At 59.0% G+C, this 14864-nt stretch carries 13 protein-coding genes; 7 read left to right on the forward strand and 6 right to left on the reverse strand.

Annotated features, from left to right (window positions below; genetic code table 11):
* Nucleotides 1–14 precede the first annotated feature (14 nt).
* On the forward strand, nucleotides 15–1181 hold the full coding sequence (gene ampC / locus QOL84_RS09195; protein WP_283436996.1) for a class C beta-lactamase: 1167 nt from the start codon (nucleotides 15–17) through the stop codon (nucleotides 1179–1181).
* 269 nt (nucleotides 1182–1450) lie between these two features.
* On the opposite strand, the gene QOL84_RS09200 is transcribed toward ampC, so the two are convergent.
* Nucleotides 1451–2017: a DUF4174 domain-containing protein gene (locus QOL84_RS09200; protein ID WP_283436997.1), complete on the reverse strand. Its 567-nt coding sequence runs from the start codon at nucleotides 2015–2017 to the stop codon at nucleotides 1451–1453.
* 208 nt (nucleotides 2018–2225) lie between these two features.
* Between QOL84_RS09200 and QOL84_RS09205 the strand changes: the two genes are divergently transcribed.
* The gene (locus QOL84_RS09205) at nucleotides 2226–2690 is read left to right on the forward strand and encodes a GNAT family N-acetyltransferase (protein WP_283436998.1); all 465 of its coding nucleotides are present in this window, start codon (nucleotides 2226–2228) and stop codon (nucleotides 2688–2690) included.
* Nucleotides 2691–2801: 111 nt separating this feature from the next.
* Here QOL84_RS09205 and QOL84_RS09210 read toward each other — a convergent pair whose 3' ends face one another.
* The 3 genes from QOL84_RS09210 to QOL84_RS09220 all read right to left on the reverse strand — a co-directional run bounded on the left by QOL84_RS09210 (nucleotide 2802) and on the right by QOL84_RS09220 (nucleotide 5944).
* Complete coding sequence (locus tag QOL84_RS09210; protein ID WP_283436999.1) at nucleotides 2802–3587, reverse strand: sulfite exporter TauE/SafE family protein; 786 nt, start codon at nucleotides 3585–3587, stop codon at nucleotides 2802–2804.
* Between the two features lie 209 nt (nucleotides 3588–3796).
* On the reverse strand, nucleotides 3797–5011 hold the full coding sequence (locus tag QOL84_RS09215) for an MFS transporter (protein WP_283437000.1): 1215 nt from the start codon (nucleotides 5009–5011) through the stop codon (nucleotides 3797–3799).
* Between the two features lie 183 nt (nucleotides 5012–5194).
* Nucleotides 5195–5944 (reverse strand): hypothetical protein, encoded by a 750-nt coding sequence (locus QOL84_RS09220; protein ID WP_129391889.1) that lies wholly within the window; start codon nucleotides 5942–5944, stop codon nucleotides 5195–5197.
* A 344-nt stretch (nucleotides 5945–6288) separates the two neighbouring features.
* Here QOL84_RS09220 and QOL84_RS09225 point away from each other — a divergent pair, with 344 nt between their 5' ends.
* From QOL84_RS09225 to QOL84_RS09235, 3 genes are all read left to right on the forward strand, one after another.
* Nucleotides 6289–7437, forward strand: coding sequence for an aldose epimerase family protein (locus QOL84_RS09225; RefSeq protein ID WP_283437001.1), 1149 nt, complete (start codon nucleotides 6289–6291; stop codon nucleotides 7435–7437).
* Nucleotides 7438–7595: 158 nt separating this feature from the next.
* Complete coding sequence (locus tag QOL84_RS09230) at nucleotides 7596–8417, forward strand: aldo/keto reductase (protein WP_283437002.1); 822 nt, start codon at nucleotides 7596–7598, stop codon at nucleotides 8415–8417.
* Between the two features lie 26 nt (nucleotides 8418–8443).
* On the forward strand, nucleotides 8444–8914 hold the full coding sequence (locus QOL84_RS09235) for a DUF1810 domain-containing protein (RefSeq protein ID WP_283437003.1): 471 nt from the start codon (nucleotides 8444–8446) through the stop codon (nucleotides 8912–8914).
* Here QOL84_RS09235 and QOL84_RS09240 read toward each other — a convergent pair.
* Nucleotides 8879–11239: a DNA polymerase II gene (locus tag QOL84_RS09240; protein WP_283437004.1), complete on the reverse strand. Its 2361-nt coding sequence runs from the start codon at nucleotides 11237–11239 to the stop codon at nucleotides 8879–8881. The genes QOL84_RS09235 and QOL84_RS09240 overlap by 36 nt on opposite strands.
* 339 nt (nucleotides 11240–11578) lie before the next feature.
* Between QOL84_RS09240 and QOL84_RS09245 the strand changes: the two genes are divergently transcribed.
* Nucleotides 11579–12019: a CBS domain-containing protein gene (locus QOL84_RS09245; protein ID WP_007959054.1), complete on the forward strand. Its 441-nt coding sequence runs from the start codon at nucleotides 11579–11581 to the stop codon at nucleotides 12017–12019.
* A gap of 65 nt (nucleotides 12020–12084) precedes the next feature.
* Here QOL84_RS09245 and QOL84_RS09250 read toward each other — a convergent pair whose 3' ends face one another.
* Nucleotides 12085–12708 carry a glutathione S-transferase N-terminal domain-containing protein gene (locus tag QOL84_RS09250; protein ID WP_283437005.1) on the reverse strand — a complete coding sequence of 208 codons (624 nt, stop codon included), beginning with the start codon at nucleotides 12706–12708 and terminating at the stop codon, nucleotides 12085–12087.
* Between the two features lie 1295 nt (nucleotides 12709–14003).
* Between QOL84_RS09250 and QOL84_RS09255 the strand changes: the two genes are divergently transcribed.
* The gene (locus tag QOL84_RS09255) at nucleotides 14004–14822 is read left to right on the forward strand and encodes an energy transducer TonB (RefSeq protein ID WP_283437006.1); all 819 of its coding nucleotides are present in this window, start codon (nucleotides 14004–14006) and stop codon (nucleotides 14820–14822) included.
* Nucleotides 14823–14864 lie beyond the last annotated feature (42 nt).

Raw genomic sequence — 14864 nt, forward strand, 5'->3', positions numbered from 1 at the left:
AGAGTGGTTCATTCATGCCATCCATCTATTCAAGCAAAGTCATTTCGTGCGCCACTTTCGGCCTGCTTTTCGGCGCGACCTCGTGCATGGCCGCAGCGCCCACCGACGCGCAATTGCAAACACTGGTCAACGACGCCGTCGCGCCAGTGATGCAACAACAGGGCATTCCTGGCCTGACCGTGGCGCTGACCATCAACGGCCAGGCGCATTACTTTAACTACGGCGTCGCGGCAAAAGACACCGGGCAGAAGGTCAGCGAAAACACCCTGTTTGAAATTGGCTCGGTGAGTAAAACCTTCACCGCCACCCTCGCCGGTTACGCGCAGGCCACAGGCAAACTGGACCTGTCGACCAAAGCCAGCCAGCTCTGGCCTGAATTGAAAGGCAGCGCCTTCGACAACATCAGTGTGTTGCAATTGGGCACCTACAGCGCCGGTGGTTTGCCGCTGCAATTCCCCGACTACGCGGATTCGTCCGACAAGATGCTCGGCTATTTCCAACAATGGAAACCGCTTTATCCGGCGGGCAGCCATCGCCAATATTCCAATCCAAGCCTTGGCTTGTTCGGTTATCTGGCGGCGAAAAGCCTCGGCCAGCCGTTCGATCAGGCGATGACGCAAACCCTGCTGCCGAAACTGGGCCTTGTCCACACCTACCTCAGCGTGCCCGCCGCACAAATGAATCTGTATGCGCAGGGCTATGACAAGAACGGCAAACCGGTGCGCGTCACACCGGGCGCGCTCGACTCGCAAGCCTACGGCGTTAAAACCAGCGCGGTGGACATGCTGCGCTATGTTCAGGCCAACCTGAAACCGGGCACGCTTGAAACGGCTCTGCAAAAAACCATCGCCAACACCCACACCGGCTATTACACCGTTGGCGACATGACCCAAGGCCTGGGTTGGGAAATGTATCGCTACCCGATCAGCCTCGACCGCTTGCTGGCCGGCAACTCGACGGAAATGGCCATGGAGGCGTACAAGGTGCAGTGGCTGAATCCACCGCAGCCGCAACCGCAGAACGTGTTGATCAACAAGACCGGCTCTACCGGTGGTTTCGGCACTTACGTGGCGTTTGTGCCGAACAAGGACATTGGCATCGTGATCATGGCCAACAAGAATTTTCCGATTCCTGAGCGAGTAAAAATCGCCCATACAATTTTCAGCGCTATCGCTGACTGAAAAGATCGCAGCCTGCGGCAGCTCCTACAGGACCGGGTTTCACTCGGTTATGTAGGAGCTGCCGCAGGCTGCGATCTTTTCGTTTCTACGTTTAATCTAGCGGTGGCTTCGGGACTTATGTGGCGAGCGGCTTTGGATAACGCAAAACATGTGGGAGCGAGCCTGCTCGCGAAAGCGGTGCACCCATCAGCTTATGCACCGACTGATACACCGCTATCGCGAGCAGGCTCACTCCTACAGGGGACGCGTTTTATTCAGTGACAGCGCGATCAGTCATCCGGCATTTCCGGTGGCTTGGCCGGTTTTGCCGGTTTGCTCGGCTTAACACCTTTCGCGCCTTTCGCTGCCGGCTCTGTAGCTGCAGGTGTAGTCGCCACGGACGGCGGTGCGATGTCCTTCTCGGTTGCCGGCAATGCGTCAACGGTGTCTAAGATTTTCTTCAGATCAACCGACTTCGCCTCATCCCCCGAGGCCGTGAGTTTGGTCTCGCCGTCCTTGCCCACCAGGAACACTTTCGGATAGGCCCCGGCACCCAGCTTCAGCGAGCGCAGCAGCGCCATGGTGTCTTGCTGGCCCATGTCCTTGCCGTCGAGTTGGCCGGACATGTTGAGGATGGTGTAGACCTTGATGTTGCGGTCGGCGACGCCTTTTTTATTCGCTGGGTCTTCCAGCGACTTTTTCAGGCTGACCCAAACGGGGTCGACCGTGCTTTGGGCGATCACGATCAGCGGTCGGGCACGGCCCATATCCCCGGCGATGGGCGAATCGTTGTCAGCGGCGAACAAGGGGCCGGCAATCGCCAGCAAGAGTGTCAGGGTCAATGACCTGATGAGCATGCGCATCTCCTTTTGATATCCACGCTCTAATGATTGCGCATCGTGGCGATTGTTCCGGGGCAACCCGGCAAATATCTGTCGCCTGGTCAGAAGCTTAGGACAGGCACGACATTGCGCAACATCATCGGCGTGATCGCAACCCGGATTTGATTACCTTTTATGACCGCATTAGGGTGGCGGTACTGCCAACGAAATGGAGTTCACCCGCATGCACATCGATTACCTGTGCGATCACCCCGAATTGATTGAAGAACTGGCCACCCTCAACTTCAAGGAGTGGGGCGAATTTCGCCCAGGGCAAACCGTCGAGCACCGCATCGAACATATGCGCGCATCGTGTGGCAAAGGCGCGGTACCCAGCGTGGTCGTGGCGCTTGAAGGCTCACGACTGCTGGGCGGTGCATTGCTGATCGAAAACGATCTGAAGCTGCGGCCGAACCTGACGCCATGGCTGGCCGGGGTTTACGTGAAGGCTGAAGAGCGCGGACGCGGGATCGCATCGCAACTGGTCAATCGAGTGGTTGCAGAAGCGACGGCGCTGGGTGTACGCGAGTTGTATCTGTACACCGACACGTCGCAGTCGCTGTATGCGCGACTAGGCTGGGAAGTGGTTGAAGAACTCGTCTACGATGATTTGCCGGTGACAGTGATGAAATACACCACCCGCCAGTAAGAACACCCGTAGGAGCTGCCGAAGGCTGCGATCTTTTGATCTTTAAAAACAACATCAAGAGATCGCAGCCTCCGGCAGCTCCTACATGAAACCGAATTTGGCAGGGCCGGATCAGAACGCCAGTTTGTAGCCGATCAGCACCAGCATCGTCGCCAGGCACGGGCGCAGGACTTCATCGGAGATGCGTCCGGTCAGGTGACTGCCAAGCCAGATGCCTGGCAACGAACCCACCAGCAAAAAGCCCAGCACGCCCCAGTCCATGTTGCCCATGCTCGCGTGGCCGAGGCCGGCGACCAGGGTCAGCGGCACGGCGTGGGCGATTTCGGTGCCGACCAGGCGACGGGTCGGCAACAGCGGATAGAGGATGAACAACGCGACCGTGCCCAGTGCGCCGGCACCGATCGAGGTCAACGCGACCATGGTGCCCAGAATCAGACCGGTGATCACGGTCATCACGTTCAGCCGCGAACCACTCGGGTTGTAGTTGCCGCCGGCGCGTTTGTGGGCGAAGTCGAGCAGGCGTTTCTTGAAAAAAATCGCCAGCGCCGTGGCGAACAGGACAAAACCCAATGCCTGTTTGATGATGGCGTTCATCGCGTCCGGCGCGGTGTGCAGAGAGCTGAGGAACCACAAGGTCAGCGCCACCGCCGGCACGCTGCCGAGGGTCAGCCAGCCGGTGATGGCCCAATCGATGTTCTTGTTCTTGCGGTGAACGAGGACGCCACTGGATTTGGTAATGGCGGCGTACAACAGGTCAGTGCCGACCGCCGTTGCCGGGTTGATGCCGAACCACAACAGGATCGGCGTCATCAACGAACCACCGCCGACACCGGTCATGCCGACAATAAAACCCACCACCAGCCCGGCAATCACCAGGCCGAAATTTGCCAATTCCATTAAACCGTCCAGAAAAACGACAGGAAAAATCTGGCCCGCAGCATAGCGATTTTTCTTATAACCACATATATCGATGCGGTCTATCGTTATACCCGAATACCCATCCCACCCCTGTAGGAGCTGCCGCAGGCTGCGATCTTTTGATCCGGATTTTAAAAAACAAGATCAAAAGATCGCAGCCTGCGGCAGCTCCTACAGGGGGAGGTGGGTCAATGCAGTCTGCGGCCCGGTTTGAAGCTGTGGGTTTTGTTGAGCCACACCGTGGCCAGCGCGATGAGTGAGAGAATCAGCAGCGCCCACGGAAACGACATCGCTCCCGCCCGATCCAGCAATACGCCACCAAACAATCCGCCACCGGCAATCGCAACGTTCCAGGAAGTGGTGAGCATCGCCTGCACCACGTCGACGTGATCACCTGCCGAGTCTGCTGCCGAGGTCAGCAACAGGGTTGCCGAGCCGCCAAACGACAAGCCCCACACGGCCATGCAGGCGTAGATGATCCCTGCCGACGGGACGGCGAGCGCCAATACCAGTGCCGTCAGCGCAAACACCGCGAGGCTGATCAGCGTCAGCCAGCGCAACCAGCGATCCACCAGCATGCCAATGATCCAGATCCCCACCAGCGAACACAGGCCGAACACCAGCAGCACCAGGTCAACGCGCTCGGCCAGTCCGGCCTGCATCAGAAATGGCGCGATGTAGGTGTAGAGAATGTTGTGCCCAAGCATCCACGTCAGCACCACGAACAGCACCGGCCGCACGCCCGGCAGGCGCAAGGATTCGAGCAAGGGCAGGCGTTCGTCGCTGGCCTGCCCCGGACGATCCGGCACGGCGATGACGATCCACGCGGCCAGCACCAGTGCCAGCGCCGACATGATCCCGAACGACGCACGCCAGCCGATCAGATTACCCAGCCAGGTTCCCGCCGGCGTCCCCAGCGACAACGCCACCGGCGTGCCGAGCATGGCAATCGCCAGCGCTCGCCCCTGTTGATGCACCGGCACGATCCCGCGCGCATAGCCGGCCATGATCCCCCACGACAGCCCCGCCGCCATCCCGGCAAGAAAGCGCGAGGCCAGCGTCAAGCCGTAGTGGCTGGAGAACGTGGTGATGGTGTTGAAAACCAGAAAACCACCGACCGTCATCAACAGCACCCGTCGCCGTGGCCAGCCGCGCGTGGCCACGGTCAGCGGAATCGCCGCGACAATCGAACCCAGCGCATACAGGGTGACCAGTTGCCCGGCAAGCACTTCGCTGACGTTGAGCCCGGCGCCGATTTGCGGCAGCAGCCCGGCTGGCAGGGTTTCGGTGAGGATGGCGATGAACCCGGTCATGGCGAACGCCAGCAACGCGGCGTAAGGCAGTTTGTCCGCACGAACAGTGCGATCAACGCGAGTGAAATCAGCGCTTGCGGGGTCGGTCATGACGGGTGCGGCTCCTTTTGGATCTAGTTTCACAAAGAATTGTATACAAAATTACCAACCACAACTCTAACCTGTAGGAGCTGCCGCAGGCTGCGATCTTTTGACGTTGATCGTAAAAAAGATCAAAAGATCGCAGCCTTCGGCAGCTCCTACACGGGCAGGTATTTACAGCCATCGTGGCGGTTACTGGACGGGCAGGAAATTCAGGAATAGCAGGCTCTGCGCGTAATTCAGGCCGATGCGCCGGTAGCGCTCATCGAGCATTTGCGTCAGCAGATCCAGGCGCGCGACGATTTTGCCGAATTCGGTGGCAAAACTGAGGTTGCTGCCCTCCTCCGAAATCTCATTGGAAAACAGCAGCGGCTGACCTTCCTTGTTCTGCCGCTGCGACAGAATCCACGTGGCTTTTTCGATGTTGCGCGCCGCGTTATGGACGAAGGTCGGGTTGATCGCATCGGTCATGTAGAACTCGACGCGATTGCCGTGGGCAGTGACCAGCATGCTGCCGATCGCATAGATGAACGCGCCGACGCGGTCACCGAGAAACTCCGGGCTCATTGCGTAACTGAGCGCCGCGAGATCTTTGCGCCCGCCCAGCACCGGCAACGGCTGTTGCTGCTCGATGGCCAGCCGCACCTGTTTCACGGCGGCATGAATATTGAGGAAACCCGACTTGCGCAGCTCATCCGGATTGCGCAGGTAGAGCTTGCCCATCAACCGATAAAGGCTGCTGAGGTTGTCGCGCATCGCCAGGGTGGCCATGCGATCGACGCTGGTCTGCAGGAATTCCTGCGGCTGACCTTCACGAATCTGGTTGAAGAAACCGTTGCCGTCCTGATGGCTGCAACCGCTGAACAACAGCGACGACAAGCAGGCGAGCAACAGGCACGGGCGACGGAAAAAATCGGCGATCAGGGCAAAAGCTCTCGGCATGAATTCTCGAACAGGCACATTCCTGTGCGGCGGGAGTCACCGCATCCTGGCCATGGATAGAGCCGCCGATCGTGAAAAAGTGCAGTGGTGCGCGTCACCAGCCGACCTCCGGCGCTTTCTCTGAAAGCAATTAGTCCGTCTTTATTGTTGAAATAAACGATTAATCAACTATAAATCTTCACTGAAAACGCAAATAGCATGACTAGTTGCCCTGTAGGAGCTGCCGAAGGCTGCGATCTTTTGACTTTGATTTTTAAAGCCAGATCAAAAGATCGCAGCCTTCGGCAGCTCCTACACAGGGGTCAGCGGTAATTTGAAAACAACAACAAAAAGGAAGGTCAACCATGCTTCAATCCCGTCACCTGCTCTCCGGCCTCGGACTGTCCCTGATGATCGCCACCCTCTCCGCCAACGCCGCCGGCCTGACCGCCGAACACAAAGCCTTCGGCAAAACCAATGACGGCACGCCCGTCGAGCAATACATCCTGCGCAACAGCCACGGTATGCAGGCCACCGTCATTACCTACGGCGCAACCCTGCAATCGCTGAAAGTGGCCGACAAGCACGGCAAGTTCGATGACGTCGTCCTCGGTTTCGACGATGTCCAGGGCTATCAGAAAGGTACCGCGTATTTCGGCGCGACCATTGGCCGTTTCGGCAATCGCCTCGCCGACGGCGCGTTCGAACTCGACGGCAAGCGCTATCAAGTGCCACAGAATGACAAATCCAACGCCTTGCATGGCGGCACCCTGGGCTTCGACAAGAAGGTCTGGAAAGCCGAAGAAACCAAGGACAAGGATTCGGTCGGCGTGACCCTGACTTATCTGTCGGCGGACAGTGAAATGGGCTTCCCCGGCAATCTCACCACCGAAGTCACCTATCGCCTCACCGACAACAACGAGTTGCGCATCGATTACAAGGCCAGCACCGACAAACCGACGGTGCTCAACCTGACCAACCACAGCTACTTCAACCTCGCCGGCGCCGGCAATGGCGATATCCTCAAACAGGTCGCCACCCTGCACGCCAGCCATTACACCCCCGTCACCGCCAAGTTGATCCCGACCGGCGAACTGGCGCCAGTGGCCGGCACGCCAATGGATTTCAGCAAACCGACGGCGATTGGTACGCACATCAAGGCTGATCATCCACAACTGAAATTTGCCGAGCCGAAACAGGGTGGCTTCGACTTCAACTGGGCGCTGGACACCAAGGGTGATCTCAGCAAAGTGGCTACTGAGGTCAGTGATCCGCAGTCGGGACGCCATCTGCAGTTGTTCACCACAGAACCGGGCGTGCAGTTCTATACCAGCAACTTCCTCGACGGCACGGTCAAGGGCAAGGGCGGCAAGGTCTATCCGCACTGGGGCGCGTTTACCCTGGAGACCCAGCACTATCCGGACTCGCCGAATCAGCCGAACTTCCCGAGTACGCGCCTGGATCCGGGGCAGACTTACAGCCACAGCGTGGTGTTGAAGTTTTCTGCCAAGTAAAACAGCGCAGATCAAAAGATCGCAGCGTGCCGCAGCTCCTACAGGCGAACGAACAACTGTAGGAGCTGCGGCACGCTGCGATCTTTTTTGCTTTTTGAACCCCTGAGCTATCCTGCTGCCCACTAAAAGGTATCGACACATTCAGCAAGGAGGTTTGCATGCGTACCCTCGAATTGGCCGGCGTGCAGGTGCCGGTGATTGGCCAGGGCACCTGGCGCATGGGCGAAGATCGCTCGGCGCACAAGCGTGAAGTCGCGGCGCTGCGTACCGGTATCGAACTGGGCATGAGCCTGATCGACAGCGCCGAAATGTATGCCGAGGGCGGTGCCGAGAGCGTGGTTGGCGAAGCCATCGCCGGTATTCGCGACCAGGTGTTTCTGGTCAGCAAGGTCTACCCGCACAACGCCAGCCGCAAAGGCATCCCGCAAGCCTGCGAGCGCAGCCTGCGCCGGCTCGACACCGATTACATCGACCTCTATCTGCTGCACTGGCGCGGCCAGTATCCCTTGGAAGAAACCGTCGAAGCCTTCGAACGCCTGCGCGAGGAGGGCAAAATCGGCCGCTGGGGCGTGTCGAATTTCGATGTCGATGACCTCGAAGAACTGTCCAGTTCGGCCTGCGCGACCAATCAGGTGCTGTACAACCTCGAAGAGCGCGGCATCGAATTCGATCTGCTGCCGTGGTGCCAACGGCAACAGATGCCACTGATGGCTTACTGTCCGATCGGCCAGGGCGGCGCGATGCTGGCTGAACCTGTGCTGAATCAAATTGCCGCTCGTCACGGTGTGACCCCCGCGCAGGTTTCGCTGGCGTGGATTCTGCGTCAGGATGGTGTGATTGCGATTCCCAAGGCTGTGCGACCCGAACACGTGCAACTCAATGCACAAGCGGCGCAGCTGCAACTGGAAGCCGGGGATCTGGCGGCGCTGGACCAGGCGTTTCAAGCGCCACAACGCAAGCAGCGGCTGGCCATGGTCTGAGCCGCTGCCGACTGGCGGGCTTTGCGATGAGAAGCACTGATCAGTACGACCCGTTCAACCTGCAACGTTTTGTCCAGGCCCAGGACCCGGTGTTCGAACGCGTGCAACGCGAGCTCGACGAAGGGCGCAAGCGCAGCCACTGGATGTGGTTTGTCTTTCCGCAACTCGCCGGGCTTGGCGGCAGTGAAATGTCCCGGCGCTTCGCCATCGGTTCCGCCGAGGAAGCCCGGGCCTATCTCGCCCATGAACTGCTCGGTGCGCGGCTGCGGACTTGCACGCAGTTAGTGCTGAAGGTGCGACAGCGCTCGATTGCGGAGATTTTCGGCCATCCCGATGACCTGAAATTTCATTCCTCGATGACCCTGTTCGCCCAGTTTGACGCTGAAGACAGCGTGTTCAGTCAGGCACTCGAGCGCTACTTTCACGGCATCCTCGATGAGTGGACGTTGCAGTTGCTCGACTCAAAACAGGCCCAGTTGCCCACCGATCAGGGTTGAGAAGTCGTCGTCGACAAACGGCAGAATCGCGTCCGCCACCGGTTGCAACTGCCGACTGATGTAGTGGTCGTAGTCGATGCCGGCGCGGCGCACTTCCAGCGGCTCCGGACCGGCCAGGGTGATGACGTAACTGATCCAGCCACCGTTCTGGTATTGCCGCGGACGGCCCTGCTGCGCGTTGTAATCGTCGGCCAGGCGCGCCGCACGCACGTGCGGCGGCACATTGCGCTCGTAATCGTCGAGGGTGCGGCGCAGTCGTTTGCGGTAGACCAGTCGATCGTCGAACTCGCCGGCGAGGGTTTTGCGCACGTAGTCGCGCACATACTCCTGATATGGCTTGCGCTGGAAGATCCGCTCGTAAAGTTCCTGCTGAAATTGCCGGGCCAGCGGCGACCAGTCGGTGCGCACGGTTTCGAGGCCTTTGTAGACCATTTCATCGCTACCGTCGGCGCGGGTGACAAGGCCGGCGTAGCGCTTCTTGCTGCCCTCCTCCGCACCGCGAATGGTCGGCATCAGGAAGCGTTTGTAGTGAATTTCAAACTGCAGTTCGAGGGCGCTCTCCAGGCCGTATTCCTCGCGCACATGCGCGCGCCACCAATCGTTGACGTGCTGGACCAGCGCATGGCCGATCTGCGCCGCCTCTTCCTGCCCGTGCGCGCGGCGCAGCCAGACGAAAGTCGAGTCGGTATCGCCATAGATCACCGCGTGGCCCTGCTCTTCGATCAGTTTGCGCGTGCGCAGCATGATTTCGTGGCCGCGCAGGGTGATCGATGAGGCCAGCCGCGTATCGAAGAAGCGGCAGCCACTGGAACCGAGTACGCCGTAGAAAGCGTTCATGATGATCTTCAGCGCTTGCGACAGCGGCGCGTTGTGTTCGCGCTTGGCGGTCTCGCGGCCCTCGGCAACCCGCGAAACGATCGACGGCAGGCAATGGCGAGTGCGCGAGAACCTTGCGCCACGAAAGCCCGGCACCGAGTCGGCGTCATCGGGATGCTGCAAGCCTTCGATCAGCCCGACCGGGTCGATCAAAAAGGTGCGGATGATCGACGGATACAGGCTCTTGTAGTCGAGCACCAGTACCGACTCGTACAGCCCCGGTTGCGAGTCCATGACAAAACCGCCAGGGCTGGCCTGCGGCGGATTGGTCCCGAGGTTCGGTGCAACGAAGCCCTGACGATGCATCAAGGGCATGTACAAATGGGTGAACGCCGCGACTGAACCCCCGCTGCGATCGGACGGCAATCCGGTGACACTGGCGCGTTCCAGCAAAAACGTCAGCAGTTCGGTCTTGGCGAAAATCCGCGTGACCAGTTCGCAGTCCTTGAGGTTGTACTTGGCCAGCGCCGGTTTGTCCTCGGCGAACATGCGGTTGATTTCGTCCATGCGCTGGTACGGGTTGTCGATCGACTTGCCTTCGCCAAGCAAGGTCTGCGCGACGTTTTCCAGACTGAACGAGGGAAAACTCCAGGTTGCCGAACGCAACGACTCGATGCCGTCGATGATCAGCCGCCCCGCCGCCGAGGCGAAATAGTGATTGCGGCTACCGTGTTCGCGCCATTGCATTTCTTCACCGCCACGGCCGATTTTCAGCGGTACGCCGAGGCGCCGGGCGTGTTCGTGGAGGATGCGCAGGTCGAACTGCACGACGTTCCAGCCGATGATCGCGTCGGGATCATGCTGCGCGAACCAGTCGTTGAGTTTCTTCAGGATGACGGTGCGCGAGTCGCAGTACTCGAGGTCGAAATCGACAATGCTGGCGTCGCCGTTCGGCGCGCCGAGCATGTACACCTGACGCTCGCCGCAACCTTCGAGGGCGATGGAATACAACTCGCCGGTTTCGGTGGTTTCGATGTCGAGCGAGACCAGGCGCAGTTTCGGTCGGTAATCGGGTGCAGGTTTGAGGTGAGCGTTGCGCAGGACGCCGTCGGCATCGGCGGTGCCGCTGAAGTACACCGGCGCGGTGATGAAACGCTCCATCAGGTAGCGTTCCGGCGGGCGCACGTCGGCTTCATAGACGTCGACGCCAACGCGGTTGAGCGCGGTTTCCAGGCGCATCAACTGGCCGTGCTGCTGGCAATACAAGCCGAGTACCGGACGATGTTCGAAATCCTGCAGGGCCAGCGGGCGCAGTTCGACGTTTTTTTCATCGTGCAGCAGACGTTCGGCCACGGCGCGCTGTTCGGCAGGGATAAACGCCACCGACGGTTGATGCGGCAAGCGCACACGGCGCGGCCCGGCGTCGGTCGCCAGCCAGAACTCGACTTCGGTGCCGGCCGGCGTATCGCGCCAATGCCGGGTCAGGACGAAGCCCTGCGGTAAATCCACCACTGCAACCTCGGGTATTGAAACAGAACGGCATTCTACGCTGCCCTTCCAGCGCCCGCGTTTTCAGTTTGGAATACTTTGTAGTAGCGATTTATCTGTGGTGAGTGGATTTATCTGTGATGAGGGGATTTATCTGTAATGAGAGGGTTTATCTGGGATGAGGGGGTTTATCTGGGATGAGGGGATTTATCTGTGGCGAGGGGATTCATCTTTCATCGGGTGATGGGCATTTTGTTTGGAAATGACGTTTTTTGCGTGTTATCTGCCGCTTTGCCACCTTGCCCTGCGCGCTTGCGTCTACGATGCTTGGATAACAACGACAACACCTGAGTAACCGCCATGAAGACCGTCGCCCAACTGCTCAAGCTCAAAGATCAGAAAAATCAGGAAGTGCACCAGATCAAGCCTGATCACATGGTGCTCGAAGCGCTGATGAAGATGGCCGAGAAAAACGTCGGTGCCTTGCTGGTGGTCGAAGACGATAAAGTGGTCGGCATCATCAGCGAGCGCGACTACGCACGCAAACTGGTGCTGCATGGTCGCTCATCCGTGGGCACTCCGGTGCGCGACATCATGGTGGCGAACGTGATCACCGTCGACACCCATCAAACCGTCGACACCTGCCTGGGCATCATGTCCGACAAACGCCTGCGGCACTTGCCGGTAGTAGAGGACGGCAAGCTGATCGGCCTGCTGTCGATCGGCGACCTGGTCAAGGAAGCGATTGCCGAGCAGGCCGAGCTGATCAAACAGCTGGAGCAGTACATCCGCGGGGAATAACCCTTCTTTACCGAGATCGTTCCCACGCTCTGCGTGGGAATGCCTCTTGTGACGCTCTGCGTCGTTCAGGACGGCCAATGCCGGGCGAACACCGGCGCCAGCACCGGATGCCGGTCAATCCTCTGCAACCACGCATAAAACCCCGGCCGTGTCTGACGCAAATGCTCGCGGCTACCCGCCCAGCGCGTCACCACTGCCGCCAACACATCCAGCGCCCCCGGTGTTTCGTCATCCAGGTACAACTCGGCGGAAAACTGGTCGGCAAACACCTCCCAACTCCAGTGCAAACGCTCCCGCGCGCCGGCCATCAGGTTCTGCCGCGAGGCTTCGTCAGGCATCAGCAGCCAGCGCTCGGGGTAATCGACAACACCGATAGCGGCGTAGCAATTGCTGACGATGTAGACCATGCCGCGAATCGCCTGATCGCGATCGGCAGCATCGGACGGCAGCAAACCGGATGCCGGAAACGCCAGGCCCAGATGAATCAGAATCGCCGCGCTCTCGGTAATCGCACTGCCGTCGGGCAATTGCAGGGTCGGGATCTGTTTCAGCGGGTTGAGTGTGGCCAAGTCTTCAGCGGCTTCCGCGCTGGCCTCGATATCGATGAAGCGGTAAGCGATCTGGCACAACTCCAGCGCCGCTTCGATGGCGGCCGCGCCTGAATTGCGATGTCCGTAGAGCTGATACATATCTCCCCCTCCTGTTGGTGACTCATCCCCTGTGACGAGGGAGCTTGCTCGCGCTTGGCTGCACAGCCGTCATAAAATCAGACACGGCGGTGTATCAGTTGTAGTGCATTTGCACGGATCAGGTCTGCTTCGCAGCCCAGCGGGAGCTAGCTCCCTCGCCACAAGAGCAAGTTTGTCAGCAGTTGTATCGGTTTTGGCACGATTTTCCCATGCACTCGCGACTTGCGAATTCAATCTTCGCAAAACAGCGCTCAGGGTGCCTATCCCGCACCAAGAGCAATCATCGAACGCTATCCGCGTTCTTGTAAGGTGCGATGCCGAACCAAAAGTTCGTGTGTCCGAGCTGGCAACAAGGAGTTCACCGCGTGAATCTTCAATCGTTCTGCCGCATCACTGCCTTTGCATCCCTTTACGCCAATAGCCGAGTTCACCTGAACAGCACCGGCCACCAGCGCGCTTACTGTATTACCTGAATCCAACGAACAACCACTGTGCTTGGCGATGAGTTATTCGCCGAACGCACAGTGTTATTTATTTTTTAAATACAATGCTGAATTACATTGCGCGAGCCATGTATTAACCAGCACTCAGCCGGATTGTCAGACAATAACTTCGGCTGATTTATATTTGCACCAAAAACGCACCGACGACTGTAACTAAGCAAACATCCAACTATTGATTTCATTCAAACAAGAACAAGGAACAGTGCCTGTGGCCCGCTAAAACATTGACCCGCACCAAATCAGTCCGCCATGCACCAGCAAGTGCCCGCACTGACAAGAGAGCAGCCGCTCTATCTCGCTGATCAGCCTGATATTGCGCCCGGCCTGACTCGCCCATGAAAAAGCCCCTGAGCAAGGGGCAACGGGATTGTATGCGCCGAAGATAAACAGCCCAGCCAACAAAACTTATATAAATGCGACATGGGTAACATCAATGAAATAATCCACCTGCATTCCAGCAACATTTGGCACAGCGGTTGCTAAATACAAACCGAACACCCCCTGTAGGAGCTGCCGCAGGCTGCGATCTGTTGATCTTGATATTGATCTTTAAAAACAGATCAAAAGATCGCAGCCTGCGGCAGCTCCTACATATAGAACAACACCAGGGAATGGGTAATGAAAAGACGAAGTCGATGGCGCTAAGCCAGTAAGTTTGCACGAGCCTTGTTAACCGGATAGTTCAACTATCGGCTTCTGCACACCTTGAAGAAAGTTGCACCCACCCACTCGAACATCCCCCACATGTTCGGACGGCACCTTATTGCCCTTCATCAACCCGAGGGAGCTTTAATGAACGATGCGGTAAAGCACAGAACCCTGCCGGGGCCGTTGCGGGAAGCGCCAATCCCGCCGCCCCCGGGCAGGCCGGCGTTTACAGCCAATACCTCGCAACCCGGTGGTTTGAATAAACATCAGATGGTGTTGTTGGTGGCTGTGTCGGCGCTGATACATGGCGGCGCCTGGTGGTTTCTCCAGCAATCGCGAACCGAGCCACTGCCGACGCCGCCGCAGATTCCGGAAATGACCGTCGAGCTGACCAGCCCGACGCCACCGGCACCGCCCACGCCCGAGCCACCACCACCGCCACCTCCCCCGCCGGAACCGGAACAACCGGTGGAGGACGAGGACGCGGTCAAGCCACCACCCAAACCGGTGGAGAAACCCAAGCCGATCGAAAAACCGAAACCGGTCGAGAAGCCGAAGCCGGTGAAAAAGGCCGAGCCGCCGAAAGCCCCGCCCGCCCCGACCCAAGCGGCCGCTCCCGCTGCGCCGGCCACCCCGAGCGCACCGCCGGCACCTGCCGCCGCGCCCGGTCCGGTCAAGGAATCGGCAGCCGTTTCCGGTCTCGCCAGCCTCGGCAACCCGCCGCCGGAATACCCGTCGCTGGCGCTGCGGCGCAACTGGGAAGGCAGCGTGGTGCTGCGCATTCAGGTGCTGGCCAACGGTCGCGCCGGCTCGGTGACGGTGAGCAAATCCAGCGGCAAACCGCAACTGGATGACGCCGCTGTCGCCGCCGTGAAGAACTGGAAATTCATCCCGGCCAAACGCGGTGACACGCCGATTGACGGCTTCGCCACGCAGACCATCGATTTCAAATTGCCGCAATAACCGAACGCTCAATCAACGCACAACCGAATAACGCAAGCGAGG

Source organism: Pseudomonas helmanticensis, assembly GCF_900182985.1.
Classification (GTDB): Bacteria; Pseudomonadota; Gammaproteobacteria; order Pseudomonadales; family Pseudomonadaceae; genus Aquipseudomonas; species Aquipseudomonas helmanticensis.

What these genes read in the sequence shown, in the direction of transcription:
- QOL84_RS09200 (WP_283436997.1), bottom strand. Translation starts at nt 2,017, where the DNA reads ATGCTCATCAGGTCATTGACCCTGACACTCTTGCTGGCGATTGCCGGC.
- QOL84_RS09230 (WP_283437002.1), top strand. Translation starts at nt 7,596, where the DNA reads ATGCGTACCCTCGAATTGGCCGGCGTGCAGGTGCCGGTGATTGGCCAG.
- QOL84_RS09255 (WP_283437006.1), top strand. Translation starts at nt 14,004, where the DNA reads ATGAACGATGCGGTAAAGCACAGAACCCTGCCGGGGCCGTTGCGGGAA.
- ampC (WP_283436996.1), top strand. Translation starts at nt 15, where the DNA reads ATGCCATCCATCTATTCAAGCAAAGTCATTTCGTGCGCCACTTTCGGC.
- QOL84_RS09235 (WP_283437003.1), top strand. Translation starts at nt 8,444, where the DNA reads ATGAGAAGCACTGATCAGTACGACCCGTTCAACCTGCAACGTTTTGTC.
- QOL84_RS09245 (WP_007959054.1), top strand. Translation starts at nt 11,579, where the DNA reads ATGAAGACCGTCGCCCAACTGCTCAAGCTCAAAGATCAGAAAAATCAG.
- QOL84_RS09210 (WP_283436999.1), bottom strand. Translation starts at nt 3,587, where the DNA reads ATGGAATTGGCAAATTTCGGCCTGGTGATTGCCGGGCTGGTGGTGGGT.
- QOL84_RS09220 (WP_129391889.1), bottom strand. Translation starts at nt 5,944, where the DNA reads ATGCCGAGAGCTTTTGCCCTGATCGCCGATTTTTTCCGTCGCCCGTGC.
- QOL84_RS09250 (WP_283437005.1), bottom strand. Translation starts at nt 12,708, where the DNA reads ATGTATCAGCTCTACGGACATCGCAATTCAGGCGCGGCCGCCATCGAA.
- QOL84_RS09205 (WP_283436998.1), top strand. Translation starts at nt 2,226, where the DNA reads ATGCACATCGATTACCTGTGCGATCACCCCGAATTGATTGAAGAACTG.
- QOL84_RS09225 (WP_283437001.1), top strand. Translation starts at nt 6,289, where the DNA reads ATGCTTCAATCCCGTCACCTGCTCTCCGGCCTCGGACTGTCCCTGATG.
- QOL84_RS09215 (WP_283437000.1), bottom strand. Translation starts at nt 5,011, where the DNA reads ATGACCGACCCCGCAAGCGCTGATTTCACTCGCGTTGATCGCACTGTT.